The sequence below is a fragment of the Altererythrobacter sp. Root672 genome, assembly GCF_001427865.1.
In the GTDB taxonomy this organism is placed as follows: domain Bacteria; phylum Pseudomonadota; class Alphaproteobacteria; order Sphingomonadales; family Sphingomonadaceae; genus Croceibacterium_A.
The window spans coordinates 1,503,256-1,526,596 of sequence record NZ_LMHH01000001.1 but is presented as its reverse complement, the minus strand read 5'-3'; the positions used below and the strand labels follow the sequence as shown (position 1 = coordinate 1,526,596).

Genomic DNA, 23,341 nt, shown 5'->3' with positions numbered 1-23,341 from the left:
GCGCGTGAAGTCGCGGGCTATATAGTGTTGATGCAAAATTTCGCAATTCCCGCGCGATGAGCCGTATCTATCTGGATCATGCCGCAACCTCGCCGCTGCGCCCTGAGGCGCGTGAGGCGATGGAACACGGGTTCGATATCTGGGCCAATCCGTCGAGCCCGCACGCTGAAGGCCGGGCGGCTCGGGCGGCGCTCGAAGACGCTCGAGCACGCGTAAAAGTGGCGCTTGGCTGGGAGGGGGAGGTGATCTTCACCTCTGGCGCGAGCGAGGCGCTGGCGATCGGGCTTGGCCAGGCAAAGGCGGACCGCAGGCTTGCTTCGGCGGTGGAGCACGACGCGGTTTTTCGCGCGGCACCCGATGCCGAAGTCATACCGCTCGGCATGGACGAGGACAGGCATGCCGGCATCGACATCGAAGCTCTCGCCGAGTCGCTTGCGCGGCCCGGCCGTGCGGTGGTCGCGGTGCAGTCGATCAATTCCGAAACCGGCACGGTACTCCTGCCGCACGGGGACGACTCAGTTGCTCGCCAGGTTCGAGAGGGTGGTGGGCTGCTGTTGGCGGACTGTTCGCAATCGGCAGGTAAGGTGCCATTGCCGGTCGCCGACATGATCGTAGTCTCGGCGCACAAGCTTGGCGGTCCAATCGGGATCGGAGCCTTGCTGGTGAAGGACTACGCGATGCTCGAACCTACGGGTGGGCACGAGCGAGGTTATCGGCAGGGAACGGAAAATCTCCCAGGCGCGCTCGGGTTCGCGGCGGCGCTGGAGGCCGGAGGGGTCGAAAGCTGGCGGACTTCCTATCCGGAGCGATATGAGTTCAAGGACCTGCTCGGGCGTGGCGGCGATGTGCTTCGGCCGGGTCTGCAATGTTCGCACATCATCTCCGTCTCGGCCAAGCGGCTCGCCTCCGCGGTGGCGCTGATCAAGTTCGATGGAATGGGCTTCTCGATCTCTGCCGGTAGTGCCTGTTCATCGGGTACGTTGAAGCGCAGCCGGGCGCTGGAAGCGTTCGGGGTGGAGGAAAGCGTGGCGGCACGCACCGTTCGGATCAGCATGGGTTGGAACACTACCGTCTCCGAACTCGATGCGTTTGCGGAGGCATGGCAGGCGGTCGCCATCGAGGCGCAATCCAACTCATGATCTACCTCGACTACCAGGCGACCACGCCGCTCGCGCCGGAAGTGCGAGAGGAGATGCTGCGCTGGCTCGATGGGCCGGGGGGCACGGGCTTCGGTAATCCGCATAGTATTCACCGCATGGGTCGTCAGGCGGAAGCGGCGGTCGAAATCGCGCGTGAGCGTGTGGCGGCGCTGTTTCCCGCCGGAGGGACTGTCGTCTTCACCGGCAGCGCGACCGAGGCGATCAATCTCGCGCTGCGCGGGTGCGAGCCGGGCCGGGCGGGGAAGCCCGTGGCGGTGAGCGCCATCGAGCATTCGGCTGTGCTCGATACGGCGCTCGACCTGCCGGGTGACACGACGATCCTCCCGGTTGACCGAGATGCGCTGGTCGATCCGCAGGTTGCCTTGCCCGAAGGTGTCGGGATCGTGTCGGTCATGCAGGTCAACAACGAGGTCGGCACAATCCAGCCCGTCGCCGACCTGTACGAGCGAGCGAAGGCGCGCGGTGCTTTGTTGATGTGCGACGCGGTTCAGGCGGCGGGCAAGATCCCCATTGCCGAGGCCGACCTGATCGCGATCAGCGCGCACAAGTTCCACGGTCCCAAAGGGATCGGCGCCTTGTGGGTGCGCGACGGGATCGAGCTTGCGCCCCAGATAACCGGCGGCGGCCAGGAAGGTGGGCTGCGATCGGGGACTCTCAGTCCGGCCCTGTGCGCGGGAATGGGCATGGCCGCGAAAGTGGCGCTCGAACGAATGGAGCAGGATGCAATTCACGTGGCTTCGTTATGGAGTCGCGCGCTGGAGTTCTTCACCGACTGGCAGCTCAACGGCAGCGCGGAACAGCGCTATCGGGGCAACCTCAACATCCGCCGCGAGGGCCTCGACGTCTCCCGCCTGATCTCCGACGTGCGCGAGGTCATGTTCTCCGCCGGGTCGGCCTGCGCCAGCGAAAGCAACAAGCCGAGCCGCATTCTCTCGGCGATTGGTCTGACCCAGGAACAGGCGCGTGGATCGGTCCGTCTCGGTTTGGGACGCTACACTACGCTCGACGAGCTTGAACGGGCCGCCGAACTGATTAATTGTGCTGCAGCGCAGCAAGGATAACAGCCATTCGTGTAGCCTTCATTACAAGAGACGGAGCGCGCGTGGACGCGGCCGCGGAGCCGGGCATGCGGCTGCTCGAGGTTGCGCAGGCTGCCGGCATGCCGCTCGAAGGGACGTGCGAGGGGCAGATGGCCTGCTCGACCTGCCACGTCATCCTCCCCGCCGACTGGTTCGATCGCCTCCCGCCCGCCAGCGACGATGAGGAAGACATGCTCGACCTCGCCGTGGGCGTCTGCCGTACGAGTCGGCTGTCGTGCCAGATCGAGCTGACCGACGCGCTCGACGGGATAGAGGTGCGCATCCCGGCCGAGAGTTGGGACATGCAGAAGCGGTAGCGGGCGCCGCGAGAGGCGCCCGCCCCGAAGTTCACGCTTCGGTGACTGCGGTGTCCCGCGAGAGCCGGCGACTAACCCGCTTCACACCGAAAACGCCCAGCACCAGCGGTCCAACTACCGCGAGCATCAGGATTATTCCAGCGACCAGTACCCCGAGGATCGAGCCGATCGCTCCAAAGGCACCTTCGATCGGCTTCAGGAAGCTGCCACCTGGGGTGGCCGACTCATACGACAGCGTCATCCTGCTGAACGCCACTCGTCCCTTCTGCTCCTTGAGCCAGCTTTGGGCCTGGTCGATCTCTTCGTTCACCGCGGCAACGCCGCGCTCGGCTTCGACCAGTTGCTGGACCGTGCCCTTGCGCGTTTTTAGGACTTCCATCAGCCGGTCGCGCAGCGCGACGCGGCCGCGAATGCGAGCTTCGGTGTCGACGATCGACTTCGACATGTCCTCGCCAGTGATGTTGGCCTTAAAGGTCTCCGCGCCGTCGCTTTCGGCAGCTGCCGAGAGCAAAGTGGCAAACCCGCGCGCCTTTTCGGACGCCACGGCGAGTTGAAGCTCGCCGTAGATCTCGTCTTCTTCGCCCGTCCGGGTGAGTGAGACGATCTGGCACTGGTAGGGGCCAAGCGCTTCGCACATGTCGGCGTGCTTCTGTTGCAGCGGTGCGATCTCCTTGGGCTTCAGGCGAAAGCCGTAGTCCAGGACGAAGGCCAGCTTGGGCAGAGTGACGGGGATCTCGGAGAGCGAGCCCAGGGCTCCTTGCTCTCCGCTGGCGCTGTTGTCCTTTTCGGCAGGCGCCACGGCGCTGTCGGCTGCGGCTTCGGCCATTTCCATAGATTGGCCCGCTCGGTCTCCGGCTTCCGAACACGCTGTCAGGGCAATCAGGCTAATCGGGGCAAGCAACTTCAAAGAGTTACGCATTATGGCCTCCTTTGTGCCGCATTTGGGCCTTAATTTCGCCATAATTGAGCTTTCGCGAATATGAACGGGCGTCACGAGCTGTTCCGGCCGCTCAATTCTTAGTGTTGAAAGCCCCATTCCCCGCCTGTCGCGCGGCCGGCGCCGCTGCTAGGGCGGAGGCATGACTGTTATCGAAGACGAGAAGGATCCGTTCGACACGATCGTCGACGCGCCGTTCGACAGCGCCTTGTCGGAGCGGTACCTGGTCTACGCGCTGTCCACGATCACGGCCCGCTCGCTGCCGGACTTGCGCGATGGCCTGAAGCCGGTTCACCGGCGGATCCTGTGGGGCATGCGCGGTTTGCGGCTCGATCCGTCGAGTGCGTTCAAGAAGTCCAGCCGCGTGGTCGGCGACGTGATGGGCAAATACCATCCGCACGGCAACCTGGCGCTCTACGACGCGATGGTCCGCCTCGCCCAGCCGTTCACGCTGCGCTATCCGCTGGTCGAAGGGCAGGGCAACTTCGGCAACATCGACGGCGATAACGCGGCGGCGGAGCGGTACACCGAATGCCGCCTGACGCGCACGGCCATGCAGCTGATGGACGGGCTCGACGAAGGCACGGTCGATTTCGTCCCGACCTACAACAACGAGGAAGAAGAGCCCTCGATCTTCCCGGGCCTGTTCCCGAACCTGCTGGCCAACGGCGCCAGCGGCATCGCGGTGGGCATGGCGACCTCGATCCCAAGCCACAACGTGGCCGAGGTGATCGACGCCGCGCTTGAGTTGATCGACAACCCGCATGTCGAGCATGCCCGGCTGATGGACCTGTTCCGCGGCCCGGACTTCGCCACGGGCGGGCTGATCGTCGATTCGAAGGAGGCGATCTCCCAAGCCTACGAGACGGGACGCGGCAGCTTCCGCGTACGCGGGCGGTTCTTCGCCGCGGAGTCCAAGGACGAGGACGACCAGCAGGCGGGCATCGAACGCCTCGGCGGCGGGCAGTACCAGCTGGTGATCTCCGAGATCCCCTACATGGTCCCGAAGGGCAAGTTGATCGAACAGATCGCCCAGGCGATCGCCGATCGCAAGTTGCCGATCCTGGAAGACGTTCGTGACGAAAGCGACGAGCAGATCCGCATCGTACTCGTGCCAAAGAGCCGCAATGTCGATCCGGAGCTGCTCAAGGAAAGCCTCTACAAGCTGACCGATCTGGAGACGCGCATCGGCCTCAACCTCAACGTGCTCGACGCCACGCGCACGCCGATGGTCATGGGGCTGCACGAGCTGCTGTCGAACTGGGTCGCGCACCAGATCGACATCCTCCAGCGCCGCACGCGCCACCGGCTGCAAAAGATCGCCGACCGGCTGGAGCTGGTCGAAGGCTATATCATCGCCTTCCTCAACCTCGACCGCGTGATCGAGATCATCCGCACCGAGGACGAGCCCAAGCCGGTGATGATGGCCGAGTTCGGGCTGACCGACCGGCAGGCCGAAGCGATCCTCAACATGCGGTTGCGCAGCTTGCGCAAGCTCGAGGAAATGGAGCTCAAGCGGGAGCGGGATGAACTCCTGGCCGAGCGTGCCGAGCTTGAGAAGCTGCTCGACTCCCCGGCCCGCCAGCGGACCCGCCTCAAGCGCGATCTCACCGCGATGCGCAAGGAATACGCCGAAGACACCGCGCTCGGCCGCCGCCGGACCACGATTGCCGAGGCGGCACCGACGATCGAATTCAGCATGGATGCGATGATCGAGAAGGAGCCGGTGACGATTATCCTTTCGCAGCGCGGCTGGATCCGGGCGGCGCGTGGGCATCTGCCGCTCGAACAGGACTGGAAGTTCAAGGAGGGCGATGGCCCGGCCTATGCGCTCCACGCCCAGACTACCGACAAGCTGCTTCTCGCGGCGGACGACGGACGTTTCTTCACCATCGGGGCGGACAAGCTACCTGGGGCGAGAGGCTTCGGCGAACCACTGCGCAACACGCTGGACATCGATGCCGCGGCGCAGATCATCGAGGTCGTGGTCCATAAGCCGGGCACGCAGCTGCTGCTGGTTTCGAGCACCGGTCACGGGTTCGCTGCAGTGACGGACGAGCTCCTGGCGGAAACGCGTAAGGGCCGGCAGGTGGTCAACCTCAAGGATGGTCGCAAGCTGGTCGTGGTTCGTCCGATCGCGCCTGAGCACGATCACGTTGCCGTAGTCGGCGAGAACCGCAAGCTGGTGGTCTTCAGCCTCGAAGAACTGCCGGTCATGTCGCGAGGGCAGGGCGTGACCCTGCAGCGCTATCGCGATGGCGGGCTAGGGGATGCGACCACGCTCAAGCTGGAAGATGGGCTGTCATGGGAGATGGGCGGCGAGACCGGCCGCACTAGGACCGAGAAGGACATCCACATGTGGAAGGTCGCTCGTGGTGCGGCGGGCCGGCTTCCGCCGCAGGGTTTCCCCCGCGACAACAAGTTCTGAGACTGCGAGGCGAACGGAAGGGACCCGCCCAAGTAGCGACCCTTGGCGGGTCCCCTCCACCGGGTGCGGGGCACCCGGTATCCTTGATCAGTCTCCGCCCTGGGCCTTGAGGGCCGCTTCGACGTCGGCCGCGGTGGCGAGGAAGGTGACCTTGTCGGCCTGTAGGGCCATCTGCTTCTTGGGCAGCGAGGTCGCGCCGTCCTTGAGGTCGACTACGACGAGCTCGCCGTCGACCTTGTTCACTTTTCCAAGAACGACGCCGTCACTGCTGTAGACTTCGGCGCCAGCCACGAGCTTGGCGTCTAGCGCCGCACCGGCTTCCGCGTTTGCGGCGCCAACGGCGGCTTCGAGGTCGGCCTTGTTCCAGCCGATGGTCGGGCCCTTCTCTCCAACGCTGAGGGCGTCGGCGGGGATGGCCGCCTTGAGGTTGCCGGTGTTGATCACGACGTTGCCGCCAGCGACTTGTTCGATCTTGCCGACTTCGCTGCCGTCAGGGCCGAATACCGTGGCACCGACCGTGGGGGCGGCGAAGGCCGGAACCGAAAGGCCGGCCAGCGCCACGGCCGCTATGGCCGCGAGGGGGGAAAACTTCATCGTCACTCTCCAATAACTCCAAGACACTTGGCGCCCGCCTGAACGGGCGTGGGGGGCAGCCGGAATGAGGGGAATGGGCGTGGCCGCTGCGGATGCGACCTATCTTCTCGAGACCCTTGCCGATGACGGGACGCCACCGGTCCTGCTTATTGCGACCTGGAGTCCTGCTTCGTGATGGAGAGCCGATCGCGCAAACCGGTTTCGGATGAGTCGTGTCTTTGACGCGGTGAAAGGTTAGCCAATACAACTATTAGCGTGGCAGCCTCTCATCGAGCAGTTTCCCGGCCCGTTCTGGATTCGGGAACCCTTCGGCGACCCAGCGGCGCTCGATTTCGCGCAGGATTCTCGCTACTTCCGGTCCTGCGGAGATCCCGCGAGCGACGATCTCGCCGCCCTTGATCGGGAACCGTGGGATATCCCAGCCGGTGAGAGGCGAGACATCGGCACCCGCGAGCAGAAGCCGGTCGATTGCCTCATCGCGTCCGAGGCTGTAGGCGAGCGCGCGGGCTTCGCCGGGTTCGGCCTCTCGCGCTGCCGCCGTGACCAGCCGTTTCTTCTGGGCCGCCGACAGCCGCAGCCGCGCCGCGACTTGCTCGGCAGTGCGGGGCTCGGCCGGCAACAGCGCGGCGAGGCGGCGCAGCGCGTCAGGAGCTACGCCCTGGCGGCTTTCCTCGGTGGTGAGCGCCTTGAGCGCGGCAATGCCGCGTTCGCCCGCCTCTGGCAGGACCACTGGCAAGACACCGCGCGCTTCCATCCGCTCCACCGTCGCCGAGGGATCGGGCAGGCTGAGCAAGTTGAGCAGCTCCATCGCCACTCGCTCGCGGCTCAAGCCCTTGAGAGTGGGCGCGAGCTCGGCGCAGGCCTCTTCGGCTTCTTCGTCCAGCGCGCTGCCGAAGCGGGCCTGGAAGCGGTAGTAGCGCAGGATGCGCAGGTGATCTTCGCGGATACGCTGGCGGGCGTCGCCGATGAAGCGCACGCGATGCACTTCGAGGTCTGCCAGGCCGCCGAACCAGTCGAAGATCTCCAGCGTCACGGGATCGGCGTAGAGCGCATTGATGGTGAAGTCGCGTCGCTCTGCGTCCTCGCGCCACTCGGTCGCGAACGCTACGGTGGCACGGCGGCCATCCGTGCTGACGTCGTGGCGCAGCGTCGTTACTTCGACATTGCCGCCGGGCAGTATGGCGGTCACCGTGCCGTGATCGATGCCCGTGGGGATGGCGCGAATGCCTGCCTGGCCCAGCAACTCGATGACCGTTTGCGGTTCGTGCAGCGTCGCGGCGTCGACATCAGCGACGGGATGGCCGAGCAGCGTGTCGCGCACCGCGCCGCCGACCCAGCGGACCTTGTCCGGGCCCAACGCGGCAACGAGTGCAGCGAGGTCGTCTCGGGCCGTCCAGGCCACCGCGGGCAGTTTGGAGGCAACGGTGCTCATTGGGCCAATCCCATTGCCGTGCTGGCGTGGGCAAATCGAGGGCAGTTCGCGATCATGTCCGCCGAATGGCACAGCATCGGCAAGTAGGACAGAGCTCAGTCTCTTCCCGGCCACGCCAGGCGTTGAGAGAGGTTGGCGACGATGGCGGCGGTGATCCCCCAGATCACGTGGCCCTGCCAGTCGATTTCGATGTAGGGGCGCATTCGGCCGAACCACTCGCGTTCCTTGTGGGCATGGTTGGCGGGATCGAGCAGGAAGGCCAGCGGCACTTCGAACCACGAATCCACTTCGTGCGGGTTGGGCACGATCGGCAGGTCGGCCGGGACCAGGCCGAGGACGGGCGTCACGTCGTAACCGGTGCCGGTTATGAAGCGATCGCTCGCACCGATAACCCTGACGTCTGATGGGTTTATCGCCAGCTCTTCGTAGGCTTCGCGAAGCGCGGCCTCGACCGCATCTTCGCCCGGATCGAGCTTGCCGCCAGGGAAGGCGACCTGCCCGGCGTGGGCACGCATCGAATCCGGCCGGTGGGTCAGGATAACGCCAGGCTCTTCCCGCTCGGTCACCGCCACCAGCACCGCCGCGGGGCGAATTTCGGCTGGGGCGAACTGTCCGTCGTTGCGCAGGCTGGGCAGTTCGACGCCATGCCCTTCGTCGAACAGCAGCTTCAGCCGTTCGAACAGCGCGCTCATTCGGGATAGAGCGAGAAGCGCTCGCCCCGGCTTTCGACCCAGAACCCATCGTCGTTGGCGAGGGCATGATGGGCCAATTGCAGCCAAGTCGAACGGTTGAGCTTCGCCTCGCAGCCATGGCGCACCATCAGATAGACCGACGGCCTGTCGAGATCTCCGGCAGTACGGAGTGGATGATCGGGGCCTGCGATCACCAGTTCGTCAGTGTTGAGGCGGAAGGCCAGAGCGCCATCGAGTACTTTGGTGTCGATGGCGATGAAGGCGGCATCCTCGACTTCGATCGATTGCTTGCACTCCGGGGTAACCAGCCAGTGCCGCCCCTTGCGGTCGCGCTTGAGGAGGGACGAGAACGACCGGATCATGGCCGGGCGGGTGATCTCGCGGCCCTCGTGAAACCAGGTGCCATCGGCCGCGATTCGCGCATGACTGTCGGCAGTATCGCGCGGATTCCATCGGTCTACAGGGGGAAGTTCGTGCGCTTCGATAACATCGGTTATCTCGCGCAGCGTCATCGCTGCCAGGTCTGGTGGTTCATCATATGGCATTTGCCCCGGGATGGCAGATGGTGACGCATGTAACAATCTCGGAACTTGCCGGATGGGGGGATTAAGAGGGAATTCAGCCTGATGTGACGGGATGCCTACTACCCGATTGAGTGCGTTGCGGACTGGGTTGGAAGGCGTAAATTGTCTCCGTGCTTTTCCATTTAAGATCAACGCACAAGGGAGAGGACGATGAAGGTCGGTCTTTTCGGTGCAGTCATGCTTCTCTTGTCGACCGGCGTGATGGCCCAGGAGGCTCAAACGCCCCCTGCAGAGGCGGATGCCAAGCAGGAAAAGAAGATTTGCCGCACCGACCGGGTAACTGGCTCGCTCACGCGATCAACACGCATCTGCCTGACACGCGCGCAATGGCAAGAGGTTCACCGGCGTACGAAGCAAGGCCTGGATGATACGGTGAGGCAAGCTGGTGGAGGCTGCCAGGCTCCGTCGAATGTCATGAAGGGGTCGATGTGCTAGCGCGGCGTTGTCGAGCCGTATGACGTCTAGGGAGGCTCCTTCGCCCGCTTTCCAACCAAAGCCGACGTCACCCGCGGACAGCAAATCCTAGCTCAGCCAAGGCCCCAGCATGCCCGCTGGCGGCAAAGTAGCCGGAGCGGCGCCGCGGATCAGTAGGCGGGCCGGGTCCCACGGGCCGGGACACTTCCAGCCGCGCGGGGCTTCGGTGAAGCCGAAGCGGCCGTAGTACGGCGCATCGCCAATCAGCACTTGCGGGATCGGGGCGGCGGGGTCGATCGCGGCGGCTTGCGCGGCCATCAGCGCGCGGCCGAAGCCCTGGTCCTGGCGCTCGGGCGTGATTGCCACCGGGCCGACCATGATCAGGGGGTGAGGGCGGCCTTGCGGGTCATTGAGCGCGACTGGCCAGGCCTGGATCGTACCGACGAGATACTCCTCGGCGTCGAGTGCGGCGAAACTCAACGCCGGGAGCCAGTCGGTGCCCTCACGGATCTTGTAGGCGGTGCGCTCGTGGCGGCCTGGTCCGAAAGCGCGGTCGAGCACGTCTTCCACCAGGGTCGGATCGACCTGATCGAGGGGAATCAGGGTGGAGAGCGCAAGGTCGGCCATAAGGCGCGCGCCGATAGGGTTCGCGGGGAGTGATGGCAATGAGGAAATCCTCCCCAGAACGGGGAGGGGGACCATGCGGAGCATGGTGGAGGGGCACCCACGTGCCAGCGCAGCGCTAACCCAGAGTGCCCCTCCACCACCCGGTGGGTGGTCCCCCTCCCCTTGCAGGGGAGGATACTTACTTCGCAGGCGTCAGCTGCAGCAGCCTGCCGTTGGCACCGTCCTCAATCACGTAGAGCGACCCATCGGTTGCCTCGATGATGTCGCGCAGGCGCTTGTCGAACTTGATGCGGGCTTCTTCGGTGCCCTTGCCGCCCGCCAGCTTGACCCGCACGATCGACATAGAGCCGAGGTTGGCGATGACCGCCTGGTTGCGCCATTCGGGCCAGAGCTTGCCACTGTAGAACACGAAGTCGCCCGGCGCGATCACCGGGTTCCAGAAGATGGCGGGCTTGACGAAGCCGTCGTCAGCCGAGTGATCCGGGATCGGCGAGCCGTCGTAGTTGTCGCCGTTGGAGCGCACCGGCCAGCCGTAGTTGTTGCCGGGCTCGACCTTGTTGATCTCATCCCCGCCGCGAGGACCATGTTCGAGGTCCCACAGCTGCCCGTCGAGGTCGAAGTGGAGCCCGAGCAGATTGCGGTGACCGTAGCTCCAGATCTCGCGGCTGACGCCGCCGCGGTCGGCGAACGGGTTGCCGTCGGCCGGAGTGCCGTCGAGGTTGAGCCGCAGGATCTTGCCGAGGTTGGTGCCGAGATCCTGGGCCGGGTCGCCTTGCATGCGCTCGCCGGAGGTGAGGAACAGGTACTTTCCGTCAGGCGAGAAGGCGATCTTGTGCGAATAGTGGCCCGCGCTCTTGATGGCCGGCTGCTGGCGCCAGATCTGCGTCAGCCCTTCGATCCGGCAATCGGCGCCGGGATCGCAGACCAGCGTGCCGCGGCCCATGGCGGCGAAGCTGGCGGTGCCGTCACCCGGATCGGCCCAGGTGAGGTAGACCGTGCGGCGGGTGACCGTCGGCGCGCTCTCGGACGCCAGGAATGCGACATCGCCCAAACCGCCCTGGCCCTGGACCAGGACCTTCGGCAACCCGGTGACGCTGCCCTGGCGCCCGGTGGCGAGGTCGATGAACTTCATCGTGCCGGGCTTTTCGGTGACGAACAGTGTCTGGGTGCCGGGCGCGAAAGCGAGCGCCCAAGGCGAATCGAACGTGGCCTTCTCGGCAAGCGCGAAGGGGGAAGGGCCGGTTGGAGCCGGGCTATCCCCCGACTGGGCGCTACCGCAGCTTGCGATCAGCAGCGTGGCGGGAGATAGGGCGACGAGCACTTGTTTGAACTTACGCATGCTATCCGGAACTCCCTCTCGCGAATTTGCTTCCTCGCTGGCCGCGGGCGAACTCGTCGTCGGTGTTGACGAGGCCGGCCGCGGGCCGCTGGCTGGGCCCGTTGTGGCGGCCGCCGTGCTGCTGTGCAAGCCGCGACCTGCCGGGCTCGACGATTCCAAGAAACTCGCCGCTGCCCGTCGGGGGGAACTGGAAGAGCGCATCCGCCGCCGCTGCGCCTTCGGGATCGGGGTGGTCGAGGTAGAGCATATCGACGCGCTCAACATCTTTCAGGCCACGATGTGGGCCATGGCCCAGGCAGTGGCACGACTGTGCGAGGTGATCGGCTGTGAGCCTTCCGAAGTTCTGGTCGACGGTAACCTGACGCCCGCCGGTCGCCGTTCCGAGTGGCGCTGGCCTGCTCGGCCGATCGTTGGCGGTGATGCGCTGGAGCCGTGCATCTCGGCCGCCTCGATCCTCGCCAAGGAGCACCGAGACAGGTTGATGCGCGAATACCACCTCGCCCATCCGCAATACGGGTGGGAGCGCAACAAAGGCTATGGCACGCCCGATCACCTCGAAGCGCTGCGCGTGCACGGTCCGACACCGCTGCATCGGCGCAGCTTCGCTCCGGTGGCACAGATGGAGCTGTTCTAAGCTGCCGCGAAGGCCTTCGCCTTCAGTACCTCAATATACTCGCGGGCGAAGCGTTCACCGGTCTCAGGATCGGGCGGCAGGCCACCTTGCTCGTCCGAGTGGCTGGTCAGCTCGTCGCGGCTGTTGACCCGCGGGAAGGGGCCATAGGGCACCGGAACATCGAGGAAGGTGCAGAGCGGCTCCCACCCTTCCTTAGGGGAGAAGACCAGCAGGCGTTCGGGAGGCAGCGCGTCGCATACCGCCTGGTTCCGGCGGACGAACCAATCGGTCATGAACTCACGGTCGAGAATGTCGCCGCCCTTGAAGCGGTCGAAGACGACTCCCTGCATCATCGTCTCGAGGGGGCTCCCGGCGAGCGAGGCCTGCATTCCCTGCGAGAAGATCGTTTCGGTGACGGAATCGAACCAGCTGTCCGCGTCGCGCACCGAGAGCACGACTTTGGCTTCGGGATAATGCTCAGCGAGCTCGCGCCAGTAAGTGCAAGCGGGATAGTCCGTCGTGGACTCAAAGCCGTCAAAGACCGCATCCCAGTCGGGCCTGCCTTCGATGACATCCAGCCATAGCGGAACGTTGCGGCGCCCCCCGGCGAAGACCTCCGACATGTGGTAGCAGGGGCCGAACCCGAGATGCTCTAGCGCGAACTTGAGCGAGAATGTCGCGGTGCGGCCAAGGCCCGCGCCGATAACCTTGAGTGCCATCGTAGGCTCCCCAACGGGCGCGACCCCAATCGGGTCTGCGCGCCCTGCCGCAAGGAAGCAAGCGCGAAACCCGCGATGCGAGTCTTCCATGCCACACCACCAGATATCGAGTCTCGTCCGGGCACGGAGACTCAAGATGCTGTGCCGGACTCGTTCCGTTCCGTTCTTGCCAATTCGCGCCATCGCAAAAGCTACGCGAATCCGCGGGTTGACGCGGGACTCGCACCACTGGCACCCTGTGGATAAATCAGGGGGCATAAGAACGTAATGGGCGTTGTCACTACACTCCGGGCGCCGCGTGCCCGCGCCGCCGAGCCGGTCAAGCTGCCGCTCGGGCAGATACTTTCAGGCGACTGCATCGAGGCGATGCGCTCGCTTCCGAGCGCGTCGGTCGACCTCGTGTTCGCCGATCCGCCTTACAACTTGCAACTTGGCGGCGACCTCAACCGCCCCGACGGCAGCCATGTCGATGCCGTGACCGATCACTGGGACCGGTTCGACAGCTTCGCAACTTATGACGCGTTCACAAAGGATTGGCTGACGGAGGCGAGACGAATTCTCAAGCCCGACGGCGCCCTCTGGGTGATCGGAAGCTATCACAACATCTTCCGCGTTGGCGCGTTGCTGCAGGACCTGGGGTTCTGGATCCTCAACGACATCGTCTGGCGCAAGTCGAACCCGATGCCGAACTTCCGCGGCACCCGGTTCACCAACGCGCACGAGACGCTGATCTGGGCGAGCATGGGCGAGAAGTCCCGCTACCACTTCAACTATCGCGCGATGAAAACGCTCAACGACGAGCTGCAGATGCGCAGCGATTGGGTTCTGCCGATCTGCAGCGGGCAAGAGCGGCTCAAGGAAGGCGGCCACAAGGCGCACCCGACGCAGAAGCCCGAAGCCTTGCTTTACCGCGTGCTGCTGGCGACGACCGAGACCGGCGACGTGGTGCTCGATCCGTTCTTCGGCACCGGCACCACCGGTGCGGTGGCCAAGCGCCTCGGCCGCAACTGGATCGGCTGCGAGCGCGAGACTGACTATCGTCGCATCGCCATGGAGCGGATCGAAGGCGCACTGCCGCTCGACGAAAGCGCGCTGGCGACGATGCAGAGCCGCAAGCAGGCGCCCAAGGTGGCGTTCGGGGCGCTGGTCGAGGCGGGCTTCATCGCCCCCGGCACCGAGATCTTCGACCGCCAACGCCGCTGGACCGCCATCGTGCGCGCCGACGGTTCGATCGAATGCGGGCGCGAGACCGGCTCGATCCACGGTGTCGGCAAGACGCTGCAGGACGCACCGAGCTGCAATGGCTGGACGTTCTGGCACATCATGCACGAGGGGCAGGCGAGCCCGATCGATACCTTGCGCCAGCTCTATCTGCTGGCGGTGGAGGATTAATCCAAAACTCGTCATTGCGAGGAGCGAAGCGACGCGGCAATCCAGAGCGGCCGTGCGAGACACCCTGGATTGCCACGCTCCGCTCGCAATGACGAAGGAATGGAATTGTCCGACAAGCTCTACATCCAGCCGCTGACGCTCGTTACCTGCCCGCAGGCCGTGGCTGGAGACGCGATCCGCCTCGCCGGTGGGATGGCCTATGCCCGCGAGTTCGCCGTCGTCGTGACCCGCGACGGAGCGGTCGTACAGCGCGAGTTGGTCACGCCTGAAGGTATCGACGAGGCATTCGGCCGGCTTCCGGATTCCCTTGGCGCGGAGGCGGAGGCCCAATGGGCAGGGCTGCGCATGGCGCATCCGCCGCTGCAACTGGGCGAGCGGACTATCCGGCTCGACCAGCCGCAGGTCATGGGCATCCTCAACGTCACGCCCGACAGCTTTTCGGACGGTGGCAAGTTCCTCGACGATCCCGAGGAGGCCCAGGCCCATGCCGGCGCTATGCTGGAGGCCGGCGCCGCGATCATCGACATCGGCGGTGAAAGCACGCGTCCGGGCGCCGCGGCGGTGTGGGAAGGCGACGAGATCAAGCGGGTGATCCCGGCTGTGGAGCACTGCGTCAGGATGGGCGCAGCCGTCAGCATCGACACTCGCCGTCCGGGGGTTATGGAAGCTGCCCTCGCGGCGGGCGCGCATATCATCAACGACGTTTCGGCCCTGCGCCACGACCCGCGCAGCCTCGAATTCGCAGCGGCCAGCGGTGTTCCGGTTATCCTCATGCATGCCCCGGGCGACGGCGACGACCTTCACTCCGACGGCAACTATGGCAGCGTGGTGTTCGACGTGTTCGACTGGCTTCGCGCTGCCCGCGACCGAGCGGTCGAGGCGGGCATTCCGCGCGAGCGGATCGTGCTCGACCCCGGCATCGGCTTCGGCAAGACCCTGGCCGAGAACCTCGCCCTCTTGAACGCGTTGCCGTTGTTCCACGCGCTCGGCCAGCCCATGCTTCTCGGCGTGAGCCGTAAGCGGATGATCGGCGCGCTCTCGAACGAAGCAGAGGCCCACAAGCGGCTCGGAGGCAGCGTGATGCTGGCAGTCGCCGGGATGCAGGCCGGCTACCAGTTGCTGCGCGTCCATGACGTTTACGACACGGTGCAGGCGCGCAATGTCTGGCGTGGGCTGCGCGATGCGGCGCTGACGGACTTCAGCAGCCTGGCGGACGATTGACTTACTGCTCTATATAGGTAATACACCTAAGCCGGTATCTGTGACCGGGAGACCTGAAATGCGTGCAGCCGCATTGTCCGTCCTACTTGCAGCCGCAACGTTTGCAGCACCTGCATCGGCCCAATCCTTCGTCGGCGAATGGCGAGCCACCGCCCAAGCGCCGGACGGCGAAATCTCCGAAACCCTGACCGTCGAGAAAACCGCTGACGGCTTTTCGGTCACGGCCAAAGACGTGCAGCCTCCCCCTGCCGAAGGCATGAGCGCGGGCCCGGGCATGGAGATCAAGCTGGAAGGCGATAGCTTCTCCTACAAGCGCATCGTCAGCACCCCCCAGGGACCGCTGGAGATCGTCTACAACGGCACCGTAACCGGCGACACCTTCACCGGCACTGGCGAGATCATGGGCTTCAGCGTCCCCTACAACGGAGTACGGGTGAAGAAGTGAGGTAGGCGGCCCTGTGGGCCATCGATCCTATGCAGGAGGGTGTGTCGCAGGCAGCAAACCCGGATCGGGCGACTTGCGCATTGGCTGCAACCGGCCGCGCGCAAGACTGCGCCATAACCACTCGAAGGGACCGTAGATGTGGCGGTCGAGCCATGGCTTCGACCAGGCGATCATCAGGCCCCACATGCCCAGCACAACCAGGAATAGCTCAGCGCGGCTCAGCCTGCCCGTCAGTCCAAGGCCATACCCGTAGAAGATCGAGGTCATGATGATCGACGTCATCAGGTAGTTGGTGAACGCCATTCGCCCTACGGCGGCGACGCGGTCGATGACGCGCGAAGGGCCGCTAGACTTGACCCACGCCATGACGAGCGCTGTATATCCAATGGACATCGCGAAGTCGAACGGCATTGACCACAGGATCTGAGACGTCAGCACGGCATAGCCGTTCATCCCTTCACGCAGCTGCCAGATGGCGAGGAGGATGTTGCCGACCAGGCCCAGTCCCAGCCCGATGCAGGCCCATTTCCGATATCGGGCAGTCGGCCAATCGCCGGTCAGCATGCCCTGCTTGAACAGGGCCATCCCGATCAGCATGAGCGAGACGGTTTCCGCTCCCTCCTCCACGATCGTGAAGAACCGGTCGAAGGTATGTTCGAACACTCTGGAGTGGAACAGTTCGGCATAGCCCGAACGATGCAGGGTAAGATCCGCAGCCGTGTTCGGGGAGTTGGGGCCGACCTCAAGGTTGATCTGTCGGAAGGCTTCGAGCAGATCGGCGGGCGGGTTGTCCATCAATCCGTATCCGGCCAACCCGATCGGGAGAAGATCGAGCGTCACCGGGACCATGCCGGCAATGAAGAACAGCCCAGCCCAGATCCACAGCGCCCGGGGGGAGAGCTGGTGGAACAGAAACAGCAATAGGCCGCAACTAGCGTAGAGGACCAGGATGTCGCTACGCCAGACGAAGGCGTAGTGGGCATATCCCAGGATCAGCAGGGTGATCATTCTCGCGTAATGGACTTTCGCCGGGCCTTCCGATTTTGCGATCGCGCGCTCAATGACCAGAAGCGTCGAGGCTCCGAACATGATCGAAAATAGGCCGCGCATCTTGTCGGCCGCCAGCACGGTGTCGATCCACCACACGGCGAGATCGAGCCCTTTGGACCCGCCGATCGCGGCGGCGTTCCAGTAACCGGGCCGGCCGAACCCCCAGTTGTTGATGTTCATGACGAGGATGCCCATCACGGCAACGCCGCGAAGGACGTCGAGGCAGGTCAACCGCGGGAGGCTAGCCGGTTCCGTCCTCATATCACCCCCCGATGACGTCGTCAGGGCCTCGGTAGCACGCCCGGCCCCCGTGCAGAAGTCTGCCTACCCCCTCCGTCATCGGCCTGCTGCGTCTGCCACCTCGCCGAGACAAGCTCGGGGAGGACCTTGCCTCAAGCCGCGCTTTCGATCCCGAGGTCGCTGAGCTTGCGGTAGAGCGTCGACCGGCCAATCCCCAAGCGGCGGGCCACTTCGGTCATGCGGCCGCGATAGTGGCCGATGGCGAGGCGGATCACGTCGGCCTCGATTTCTTCAAGCGGGCGAAGATGACCGTCCGCGGTGAAGAGCTGCACGCCGCCGCCATCCTGCGCGGGCATGGCGGCGTTTTCCATATCGCCGAGCATTTCGCTCAGTTGCGGGAAGTCGGCGGAGGTCAGGGCATTGCCGTCGCAGAACACCGCCGCGCGGAATAGCACCGCCTGCAGTTGGCGGACGTTGCCCGGCCAATCGAACGCGGCCAGCAACTGCAGCGCACCGTCGGTGATGCCGAGCGGGCGCAAACCGGGCTGTTCGCCGATGCGGGCGAGGAAATGGCGCGTGAGCGAAGGAATATCTCCGGACCGCTCCCTCAGCGCCGGCAACACGATCTTGGTGCCGTTCAGCAGGTCGAGCAGCTCGGCCCGAAAATGACCCGCCGTCACAAGGTCGGCGAGCGGCAGGTTGCTGGCCGAAATAATGCGGACATCGACCTTGAAGCTGTGAGCTACGCCGATCGGGCGGACCGAACGGTTGGTGAGCGATTCGATCAGGCGATCCTGCAACTCGGGCGACAGGCGGTCGACCTCGTCGAGCACCAGCGTGCCGCCATCGCAATTCTGCAAGGCGCCCGTCTGGCGGTCGAACGCACCGGCGAATGCGCCTTTTTCGTGCCCGAACAGCATCGATTCGAGGCTGTTGGCCGGAACGCTGCCGATGTTGATCATACGGAAGGTGGTCTTGGCCCGCGGGCTGGCCGCGTACATCGCGCGGACGAGCATTTCCTTGCCCGTGCCAGTTTCGCCTTCGATCAGAATCGGACCGTGGCCTCGAGCGGCCTTGGCAGCCTTGGCCAGCGCGTCGCGGAACGGCGGCGCGTTGCCGACCATGGCGTCGAAATCGAGCACCGAGGGCATCTTCTCGGTCAGCGGTGTCAGCTCGTCGCGCGGGGCTTCGTGCGTCGTCGTATTGCGCAGCGCCAGCATCATCCGGTCTGGAGCGACCGGCTTGACCAGATAGTCGGTCGCACCGGCGCGCATCGCTTCGACCGCCAGCAGCGGTGAGGTGCTTGTCGTGAGCATCAGAATCGGCACGGCCGGGCGGCGGCTCTTGAGCTCGGCGATGAGCTCGCAAGCCTGGTCGCCCGGGACCCATTGGTCGAGAATGATCGCCGAAAGCTGCATCCCCTGGCGGGTGCCAAGGGTGGCGATAGCGGTTTCGGCATCATTAGCGACGATCGTGCGCCAGCCCTCGCGTGCGGCCAGCGCCGAAATCAGCCTGCTCTGCGCAGGCTCGTCGTCAATCAGCATCAATAGGCGCTGCTCGGCCTCAGCCATTCGTGTCTTCCCCGGTCCCTACCAAGCCCGCTGCTTACCGGGTTCGAGTAAAGAGCCCATTAAGGAGGGGTTGAGCGCATTCGCGTGCAGCGATAGAGCGGTCAGCAACTGCTAACGACGCTCACAAGGGAATTCAGGGTAATGGCATCGGCTAACGACATGAAGGCTGCGGAAAAGACCTACGACGGCTTCATCAATCTGCTCAAATGGACCGTGCCGATTCTCGTCGCGCTGGTCCTCCTGATCATCATCGTCATTTCCTGATCAGGCTCGGGCGGGGGGGATGCGGATCGCGGTCTTGCAAGAACGGGCCGCGGGCGAAACCCGCGTCGCCGTTACGCCGGAGACAGTCAAAAAATTCATAGGCCTGGGCGCTACCGTCGCGGTTGAACGCGGCGCCGGTAGCGCGGCGTCGATTTCCGACGCGGATTATGAAGCGGCCGGAGCCGAACTGGGCCTGGCCGCCGAAGTGGTGAAGGGCGCGGAGATCGTGCTTGGCATCCAGGCGCCTGAGATCGCGACGCTGGCAGGCGCTGCTCCCGGAGCATGGGTCGCCGCGGTGTTCGATCCGTTCGCCCAGCGTGACCGGGTGGTGGCCTACGCCACGGCCGGGCTCGAGGCGCTTGCGATGGAGTTCATGCCGCGCATCACGCGGGCACAGAGCATGGACGTGCTCTCCAGCCAGTCTAACCTGTCCGGGTACAAGGCAGTCCTTGCGGCAGCCGATGCCTATGGCCGCGCTTTTCCGTTGATGATGACCGCCGCCGGGACCGTGGCCGCTGCCAAGGCCTTTGTCATGGGCGTGGGCGTAGCGGGCCTGCAGGCGATCGCCACGGCCAAGCGTCTCGGCGCGCAGGTTTCGGCTACGGACGTGCGTTCGGCTACCAAGGAACAGATCCAGTCGCTCGGTGCCAAGCCGATCTTCGTCGAAAGCGTGGCGGGCATCGAGGGCGAGGGCAGTGGCGGCTATGCCACGGAAATGTCCGAAGAATACCAGAAGGCCCAGGCCGAGCTGGTCTCAAGCCACATTGCCAAGCAGGACATCGTCATCACCACCGCGCTGATCCCCGGTCGCGCGGCTCCGCGCCTGATCACGGACGCGCAGATCGCCACGATGAAGCGCGGCAGCGTGATCTTCGACCTGGCGGTGGCGCAAGGCGGCAATGTCGAGGGCTCAGTGGCCGATCAGGTGGTCGAACGTCATGGCGTCAAGATCATCGGCTATTCGAACACGCCCGCGCACCTGGCGGCCGACGCTTCGGCGCTGTTCGCGCGCAATCACTTCAACTTCCTCTCCGCCTTCTGGGACAAGGAGCAGGGTCGTCCGGTGCTGGACGATGAAATTGGCAACGCCGTGCGGCTGACGCGCGGCGGTGAAATCGTGAACGAGAGGGTCAAGGGATGAAGAGGTTGCGTATCACGCTGGCGCTTGCGGCATTGGGTCTTGCCGTTCCGGCCAGCGCCCAGGGGCCGGAGTTCTCCGCTGGGCTGCAGTTCAATCACTTCATGGTCGCGATTTCAGTCGCTGATATCGAGAAGGAAACGGCCTGGTTCGTCGATAACCTCGCCTTCACGGTCGAGAAGGACGCCTCGCTGAGGGACGGCGCGGTACATTTCCGCTGGCTGATCAACGGCAACCAGCGGATCGAACTGATCCAGCTCGCGGATTCGCAGCCCGGCGCAACCCGCCCGAAACCGCCCGGCCATGCCGTTGTGCGCGGCATCGCACAGGTCACACTAGAGACCTCGGATATCGAGGCGGTGAAGGTGGCGCTGGCGAACAAGGGCGTGACGCCGGTGCTCGACATTACCGAGGTCGCGCCACTCGGGATCAAGGTCATGTACCTGCTCGATCCAGAGGGCAATCCGATCGAGATCGCGCAAAAGGTCTGAGGCTCGAAAGGGGGGCGACTTAAGTGGACTTCATCACCATTCTCTCGATCTTCGTGCTGGCCTGCTTCGTGGGCTATTACGTTGTCTGGTCGGTCACTCCCGCGCTGCATACGCCGCTGATGGCGGTGACCAATGCGATCTCTTCGGTGATCATCGTCGGTGCGCTGATTGCGGCGGCAGCCTCGGGTAATCCGGTGGCCAAGTGGCTCGGGCTGGCGGGTGTAGTGCTGGCGAGCGTCAACATCTTCGGCGGCTTCGCGGTTACCGCGCGGATGCTGGCGATGTACAAGAAGAAGGAACGCTGAGCGTGGCGCTTCTTCCTCCTGACAACACGACTGATCTCAGCATTGCGGCCGACGCGGTGCATGCGGTGAACCCTTGGGTGGCTTTGGCCTACCTCATCGCGGGCGTGTGCTTCATCCTGGCCCTGCGTGGGCTTTCCTCGCCGTCGACGAGCCAACGCGGCAACCGCTTCGGTATGGCGGGCATGCTGATTGCGGTCGTGACGACGCTGCTCACGCACGAGATCGCCAGCGTCGCGGAGATCGCGGGTGCCATCGCTATTGGCGGCGCCATTGGCTTCGTCATTGCCCGGCGCATCCAGATGACCGCCATGCCGCAGCTCGTGGCGGCGTTCCACTCTTTGGTCGGCATGGCCGCAGTGCTGGTCGCGGCGGCGGCCTTCGTTAATCCCGAAGCGTTCGGCATCCTTGGTCTCGATGGCAATATCCTGACGGTCAGCCGGATCGAGATGGCGCTCGGCGCGGCGATTGGCGCTATCACCTTTTCCGGCTCGGTAATCGCCTTCGCCAAGCTCAACGGCAACATGTCGGGCGCGCCGATCCTTTTGCCTGCGCGGCATGTGATCAACCTCGGCACCCTGGCGGCCATCGTCATCCTGACCGGGCTGTTCGCCGTCTCTCCGGACGCGGGCCCAGGCGAGAACATGCTGTTCTGGATTGTCGTCGCCCTGGCCTTCGCGATCGGTTTCCTGCTGATTATCCCGATCGGCGGGGCGGACATGCCGGTCGTGGTGTCGATGCTCAACAGCTACTCCGGCTGGGCGGCGGCGGCGATGGGGTTCACGCTGCACAACACCGCGATGATCATCACGGGCGCGTTGGTCGGCAGCTCGGGCGCGATCCTTAGTTACATCATGTGCCGAGCAATGAATCGTAGCTTTATCAGTGTGATAGCTGGCGGATTTGGCGCAGAATCTAGCTCTGCCGGCGGCGAAGCCAAGGAGCAGCGCCCCTACAAGCAAGGCAGCGCAGCGGACGCGGCCTTCATGCTCCAGCAGGCCGAGAGCGTCATCATCATCCCCGGCTACGGCATGGCCGTGGCCCAGGCGCAGCACGCGCTGCGCGAGATGGGTGACCTGCTCAAGAAGGAAGGCGTCAGCGTCAAGTACGCGATCCATCCGGTCGCGGGCCGCATGCCGGGGCACATGAACGTGCTGCTGGCCGAAGCCAACGTGCCCTATGACGAAGTGTTCGAGCTGGAGGACATCAACAGCGAGTTCGCCCAGGCCGACGTCGCCTTCATCATCGGCGCCAACGACGTGGTCAATCCGGCAGCCAAGACCGACAAGTCGAGTCCGATTTACGGTATGCCAGTGTTCGATGTGGACAAGGCTAAGACCGTCATGTTCATCAAGCGCAGCATGGGCGGCGTGGGCTATGCCGGTGTCGACAACGATGTGTTCTATATGGACCAGACGATGATGCTGCTGGCCGATGCCAAGAAGATGGTCGAAGAAATCAACAAGGCGCTGGCGGAATAGCCGGTGCGCAAGTGAGGGAATAAGCGTTGCGCAAGCTAGGGCTGATAGGGGGGATGAGCTGGGTCTCTACCCGCACCTATTACGAACACATCAACCGCAAGGTGCAGCAACGCACCGATGCGCGGCACAGCGCGCCGTTGCTGATCGAGAGCCTCGATTTCTCGCAGCTCTACGCCCTGCATGACGAAGCGGATTGGGACCGCGCGGCCGGGGTACTGGTCGAATCCGCCCGGCGGCTGGAGCAGGCCGGGGCGACCGCAATCATCATCGGGGCGAACTCGATGCACCGCGAGTACGACCACGTTGCCGAGGCAGTGCAGGTTCCGATCCTCCACATCGCCGATTGCGTCGGCGAGCGGATGGGCGCGGATGGCGTGAAGAGCGCCGCGCTGTTCGGCACCAGCAATGTCATGACCGAGAGCTTCTACCGCCGCCGGCTGGTGGCGCATGGCGTCGACCTGCTGCCGCCAGACCTGGACAACGTCGAGATACTCGACCGGATCATCTATGACGAACTGATGGTCGGCAAGGCGACGCGCGATGCCGAGCGCAAGCTCAAGACCATGGTCACGGTGAAGGAAAAGGAAGGCGCCGACGCGATCGTGCTGGCCTGCACCGAGTTGGAGATGGTGGTCGACGTCGATGCCAACGTGCTGCCGATTTACGACAGCACGCGGATCCATGCCGAGAAGGCGGTGGAGTGGATCCTGGGCTAATCCTCCCCGAGCACGCTCGGGGAGGGGGACCGCCGCCGCAGGCGGTGGTGGAGGGGCGCTGTGTTGTTCCGCTCACCCCTCCGTCACGCGACTTC

At 64.6% G+C, this 23,341-nt stretch carries 25 protein-coding genes; 15 read left to right on the top strand and 10 right to left on the bottom strand.

All coding sequences use genetic code 11. The features are described 5' to 3' along the window. The first annotated feature begins 56 nt into the window (after nucleotides 1-56). Genes ASD76_RS07335 through ASD76_RS07325 form a run of 3 tightly spaced genes read left to right on the top strand, consistent with a single transcriptional unit; the run spans nucleotide 57 to nucleotide 2,556 of the window. Nucleotides 57-1,139, top strand: coding sequence for a cysteine desulfurase family protein (locus ASD76_RS07335; protein ID WP_055920550.1), 1,083 nt, complete (start codon nucleotides 57-59; stop codon nucleotides 1,137-1,139). Then, nucleotides 1,136-2,221 (top strand): cysteine desulfurase family protein, encoded by a 1,086-nt coding sequence (locus ASD76_RS07330; protein ID WP_055920547.1) that lies wholly within the window; start codon nucleotides 1,136-1,138, stop codon nucleotides 2,219-2,221. The genes ASD76_RS07335 and ASD76_RS07330 overlap by 4 nt, the downstream gene beginning before the upstream one ends. Before the next feature lie 5 nt (nucleotides 2,222-2,226). Continuing rightward, nucleotides 2,227-2,556: a 2Fe-2S iron-sulfur cluster-binding protein gene (locus ASD76_RS07325; protein ID WP_055923044.1), complete on the top strand. Its 330-nt coding sequence runs from the start codon at nucleotides 2,227-2,229 to the stop codon at nucleotides 2,554-2,556. A gap of 31 nt (nucleotides 2,557-2,587) precedes the next feature. Here ASD76_RS07325 and ASD76_RS07320 read toward each other — a convergent pair whose 3' ends face one another. Beyond that, complete coding sequence (locus ASD76_RS07320; RefSeq protein WP_156457578.1) at nucleotides 2,588-3,475, bottom strand: DUF4349 domain-containing protein; 888 nt, start codon at nucleotides 3,473-3,475, stop codon at nucleotides 2,588-2,590. 160 nt (nucleotides 3,476-3,635) lie between these two features. Between ASD76_RS07320 and parC the strand changes: the two genes are divergently transcribed. Continuing rightward, on the top strand, nucleotides 3,636-5,921 hold the full coding sequence (gene parC, locus ASD76_RS07315) for a DNA topoisomerase IV subunit A (protein WP_055920542.1): 2,286 nt from the start codon (nucleotides 3,636-3,638) through the stop codon (nucleotides 5,919-5,921). Between the two features lie 87 nt (nucleotides 5,922-6,008). Here parC and ASD76_RS07310 read toward each other — a convergent pair whose 3' ends face one another. The 4 genes from ASD76_RS07310 to ASD76_RS07295 form a co-directional block, all read right to left on the bottom strand. Beyond that, nucleotides 6,009-6,515, bottom strand: a complete 507-nt coding sequence (locus ASD76_RS07310) for a hypothetical protein (protein ID WP_055920540.1) — start codon at nucleotides 6,513-6,515, stop codon at nucleotides 6,009-6,011. A 250-nt stretch (nucleotides 6,516-6,765) separates the two neighbouring features. Further along, nucleotides 6,766-7,947 carry a CCA tRNA nucleotidyltransferase gene (locus ASD76_RS07305; RefSeq protein WP_055920537.1) on the bottom strand — a complete coding sequence of 394 codons (1,182 nt, stop codon included), beginning with the start codon at nucleotides 7,945-7,947 and terminating at the stop codon, nucleotides 6,766-6,768. A gap of 95 nt (nucleotides 7,948-8,042) precedes the next feature. Further along, nucleotides 8,043-8,639 carry a CoA pyrophosphatase gene (locus tag ASD76_RS07300; protein WP_055920534.1) on the bottom strand — a complete coding sequence of 199 codons (597 nt, stop codon included), beginning with the start codon at nucleotides 8,637-8,639 and terminating at the stop codon, nucleotides 8,043-8,045. Continuing rightward, nucleotides 8,636-9,184, bottom strand: coding sequence for a DUF1285 domain-containing protein (locus ASD76_RS07295; protein WP_055920531.1), 549 nt, complete (start codon nucleotides 9,182-9,184; stop codon nucleotides 8,636-8,638). The genes ASD76_RS07300 and ASD76_RS07295 overlap by 4 nt, the downstream gene beginning before the upstream one ends. Nucleotides 9,185-9,373: 189 nt before the next feature. Between ASD76_RS07295 and ASD76_RS07290 the strand changes: the two genes are divergently transcribed. Next, nucleotides 9,374-9,658 (top strand): hypothetical protein, encoded by a 285-nt coding sequence (locus ASD76_RS07290; RefSeq protein ID WP_055920528.1) that lies wholly within the window; start codon nucleotides 9,374-9,376, stop codon nucleotides 9,656-9,658. An 87-nt stretch (nucleotides 9,659-9,745) separates the two neighbouring features. Here ASD76_RS07290 and ASD76_RS07285 read toward each other — a convergent pair whose 3' ends face one another. After that, a complete protein-coding gene (locus tag ASD76_RS07285; protein WP_055920525.1) occupies nucleotides 9,746-10,264 on the bottom strand; it encodes a GNAT family N-acetyltransferase in 519 nt (172 codons plus the stop codon). Between the two features lie 178 nt (nucleotides 10,265-10,442). Beyond that, the gene (locus tag ASD76_RS07280; RefSeq protein ID WP_055920522.1) at nucleotides 10,443-11,603 is read right to left on the bottom strand and encodes a PQQ-dependent sugar dehydrogenase; all 1,161 of its coding nucleotides are present in this window, start codon (nucleotides 11,601-11,603) and stop codon (nucleotides 10,443-10,445) included. Between ASD76_RS07280 and ASD76_RS07275 the strand changes: the two genes are divergently transcribed. Next, entirely contained in the window at nucleotides 11,602-12,237 is a 636-nt protein-coding gene (locus tag ASD76_RS07275; RefSeq protein ID WP_055920519.1) for a ribonuclease HII, read from the top strand. The genes ASD76_RS07280 and ASD76_RS07275 overlap by 2 nt on opposite strands. Here the strand turns inward: ASD76_RS07275 and ASD76_RS07270 are convergent. Continuing rightward, on the bottom strand, nucleotides 12,234-12,935 hold the full coding sequence (locus tag ASD76_RS07270) for a sulfotransferase family protein (RefSeq protein WP_055920516.1): 702 nt from the start codon (nucleotides 12,933-12,935) through the stop codon (nucleotides 12,234-12,236). The genes ASD76_RS07275 and ASD76_RS07270 overlap by 4 nt on opposite strands. Nucleotides 12,936-13,202: 267 nt before the next feature. Here ASD76_RS07270 and ASD76_RS07265 point away from each other — a divergent pair, with 267 nt between their 5' ends. The 3 genes from ASD76_RS07265 (at nucleotide 13,203) to ASD76_RS07255 (ending at nucleotide 15,993) form a co-directional block, all read left to right on the top strand. Continuing rightward, nucleotides 13,203-14,327 (top strand): site-specific DNA-methyltransferase, encoded by a 1,125-nt coding sequence (locus tag ASD76_RS07265; protein WP_055920514.1) that lies wholly within the window; start codon nucleotides 13,203-13,205, stop codon nucleotides 14,325-14,327. A gap of 105 nt (nucleotides 14,328-14,432) precedes the next feature. Then, entirely contained in the window at nucleotides 14,433-15,548 is a 1,116-nt protein-coding gene (folP, locus tag ASD76_RS07260) for a dihydropteroate synthase (protein ID WP_055923042.1), read from the top strand. A gap of 58 nt (nucleotides 15,549-15,606) precedes the next feature. Beyond that, complete coding sequence (locus tag ASD76_RS07255) at nucleotides 15,607-15,993, top strand: hypothetical protein (RefSeq protein WP_055920511.1); 387 nt, start codon at nucleotides 15,607-15,609, stop codon at nucleotides 15,991-15,993. Nucleotides 15,994-16,020: 27 nt separating this feature from the next. Here ASD76_RS07255 and ASD76_RS07250 read toward each other — a convergent pair whose 3' ends face one another. Both ASD76_RS07250 and ASD76_RS07245 read right to left on the bottom strand, forming a co-directional pair. Further along, nucleotides 16,021-17,304 carry a DUF418 domain-containing protein gene (locus tag ASD76_RS07250; protein ID WP_082553655.1) on the bottom strand — a complete coding sequence of 428 codons (1,284 nt, stop codon included), beginning with the start codon at nucleotides 17,302-17,304 and terminating at the stop codon, nucleotides 16,021-16,023. Between the two features lie 131 nt (nucleotides 17,305-17,435). Continuing rightward, nucleotides 17,436-18,854, bottom strand: a complete 1,419-nt coding sequence (locus ASD76_RS07245; protein WP_055920506.1) for a sigma-54-dependent transcriptional regulator — start codon at nucleotides 18,852-18,854, stop codon at nucleotides 17,436-17,438. Nucleotides 18,855-18,995: 141 nt separating this feature from the next. Between ASD76_RS07245 and ASD76_RS17870 the strand changes: the two genes are divergently transcribed. Genes ASD76_RS17870 through ASD76_RS07220 form a run of 6 tightly spaced genes read left to right on the top strand, consistent with a single transcriptional unit; the run spans nucleotide 18,996 to nucleotide 23,246 of the window. After that, nucleotides 18,996-19,118 (top strand): aa3-type cytochrome c oxidase subunit IV, encoded by a 123-nt coding sequence (locus ASD76_RS17870; protein WP_082553654.1) that lies wholly within the window; start codon nucleotides 18,996-18,998, stop codon nucleotides 19,116-19,118. A 19-nt stretch (nucleotides 19,119-19,137) separates the two neighbouring features. Continuing rightward, nucleotides 19,138-20,259: an NAD(P) transhydrogenase subunit alpha gene (locus ASD76_RS07240; RefSeq protein ID WP_055920503.1), complete on the top strand. Its 1,122-nt coding sequence runs from the start codon at nucleotides 19,138-19,140 to the stop codon at nucleotides 20,257-20,259. Continuing rightward, a complete protein-coding gene (locus tag ASD76_RS07235) occupies nucleotides 20,256-20,747 on the top strand; it encodes a VOC family protein (RefSeq protein ID WP_055920500.1) in 492 nt (163 codons plus the stop codon). The genes ASD76_RS07240 and ASD76_RS07235 overlap by 4 nt, the downstream gene beginning before the upstream one ends. Before the next feature lie 23 nt (nucleotides 20,748-20,770). Continuing rightward, on the top strand, nucleotides 20,771-21,052 hold the full coding sequence (locus tag ASD76_RS07230) for an NAD(P) transhydrogenase subunit alpha (RefSeq protein WP_055920497.1): 282 nt from the start codon (nucleotides 20,771-20,773) through the stop codon (nucleotides 21,050-21,052). A 56-nt stretch (nucleotides 21,053-21,108) separates the two neighbouring features. Further along, a complete protein-coding gene (locus tag ASD76_RS07225) occupies nucleotides 21,109-22,530 on the top strand; it encodes an NAD(P)(+) transhydrogenase (Re/Si-specific) subunit beta (protein ID WP_156457676.1) in 1,422 nt (473 codons plus the stop codon). Between the two features lie 26 nt (nucleotides 22,531-22,556). Then, on the top strand, nucleotides 22,557-23,246 hold the full coding sequence (locus ASD76_RS07220; protein WP_055920490.1) for an aspartate/glutamate racemase family protein: 690 nt from the start codon (nucleotides 22,557-22,559) through the stop codon (nucleotides 23,244-23,246). Nucleotides 23,247-23,341: the final 95 nt, after the last annotated feature.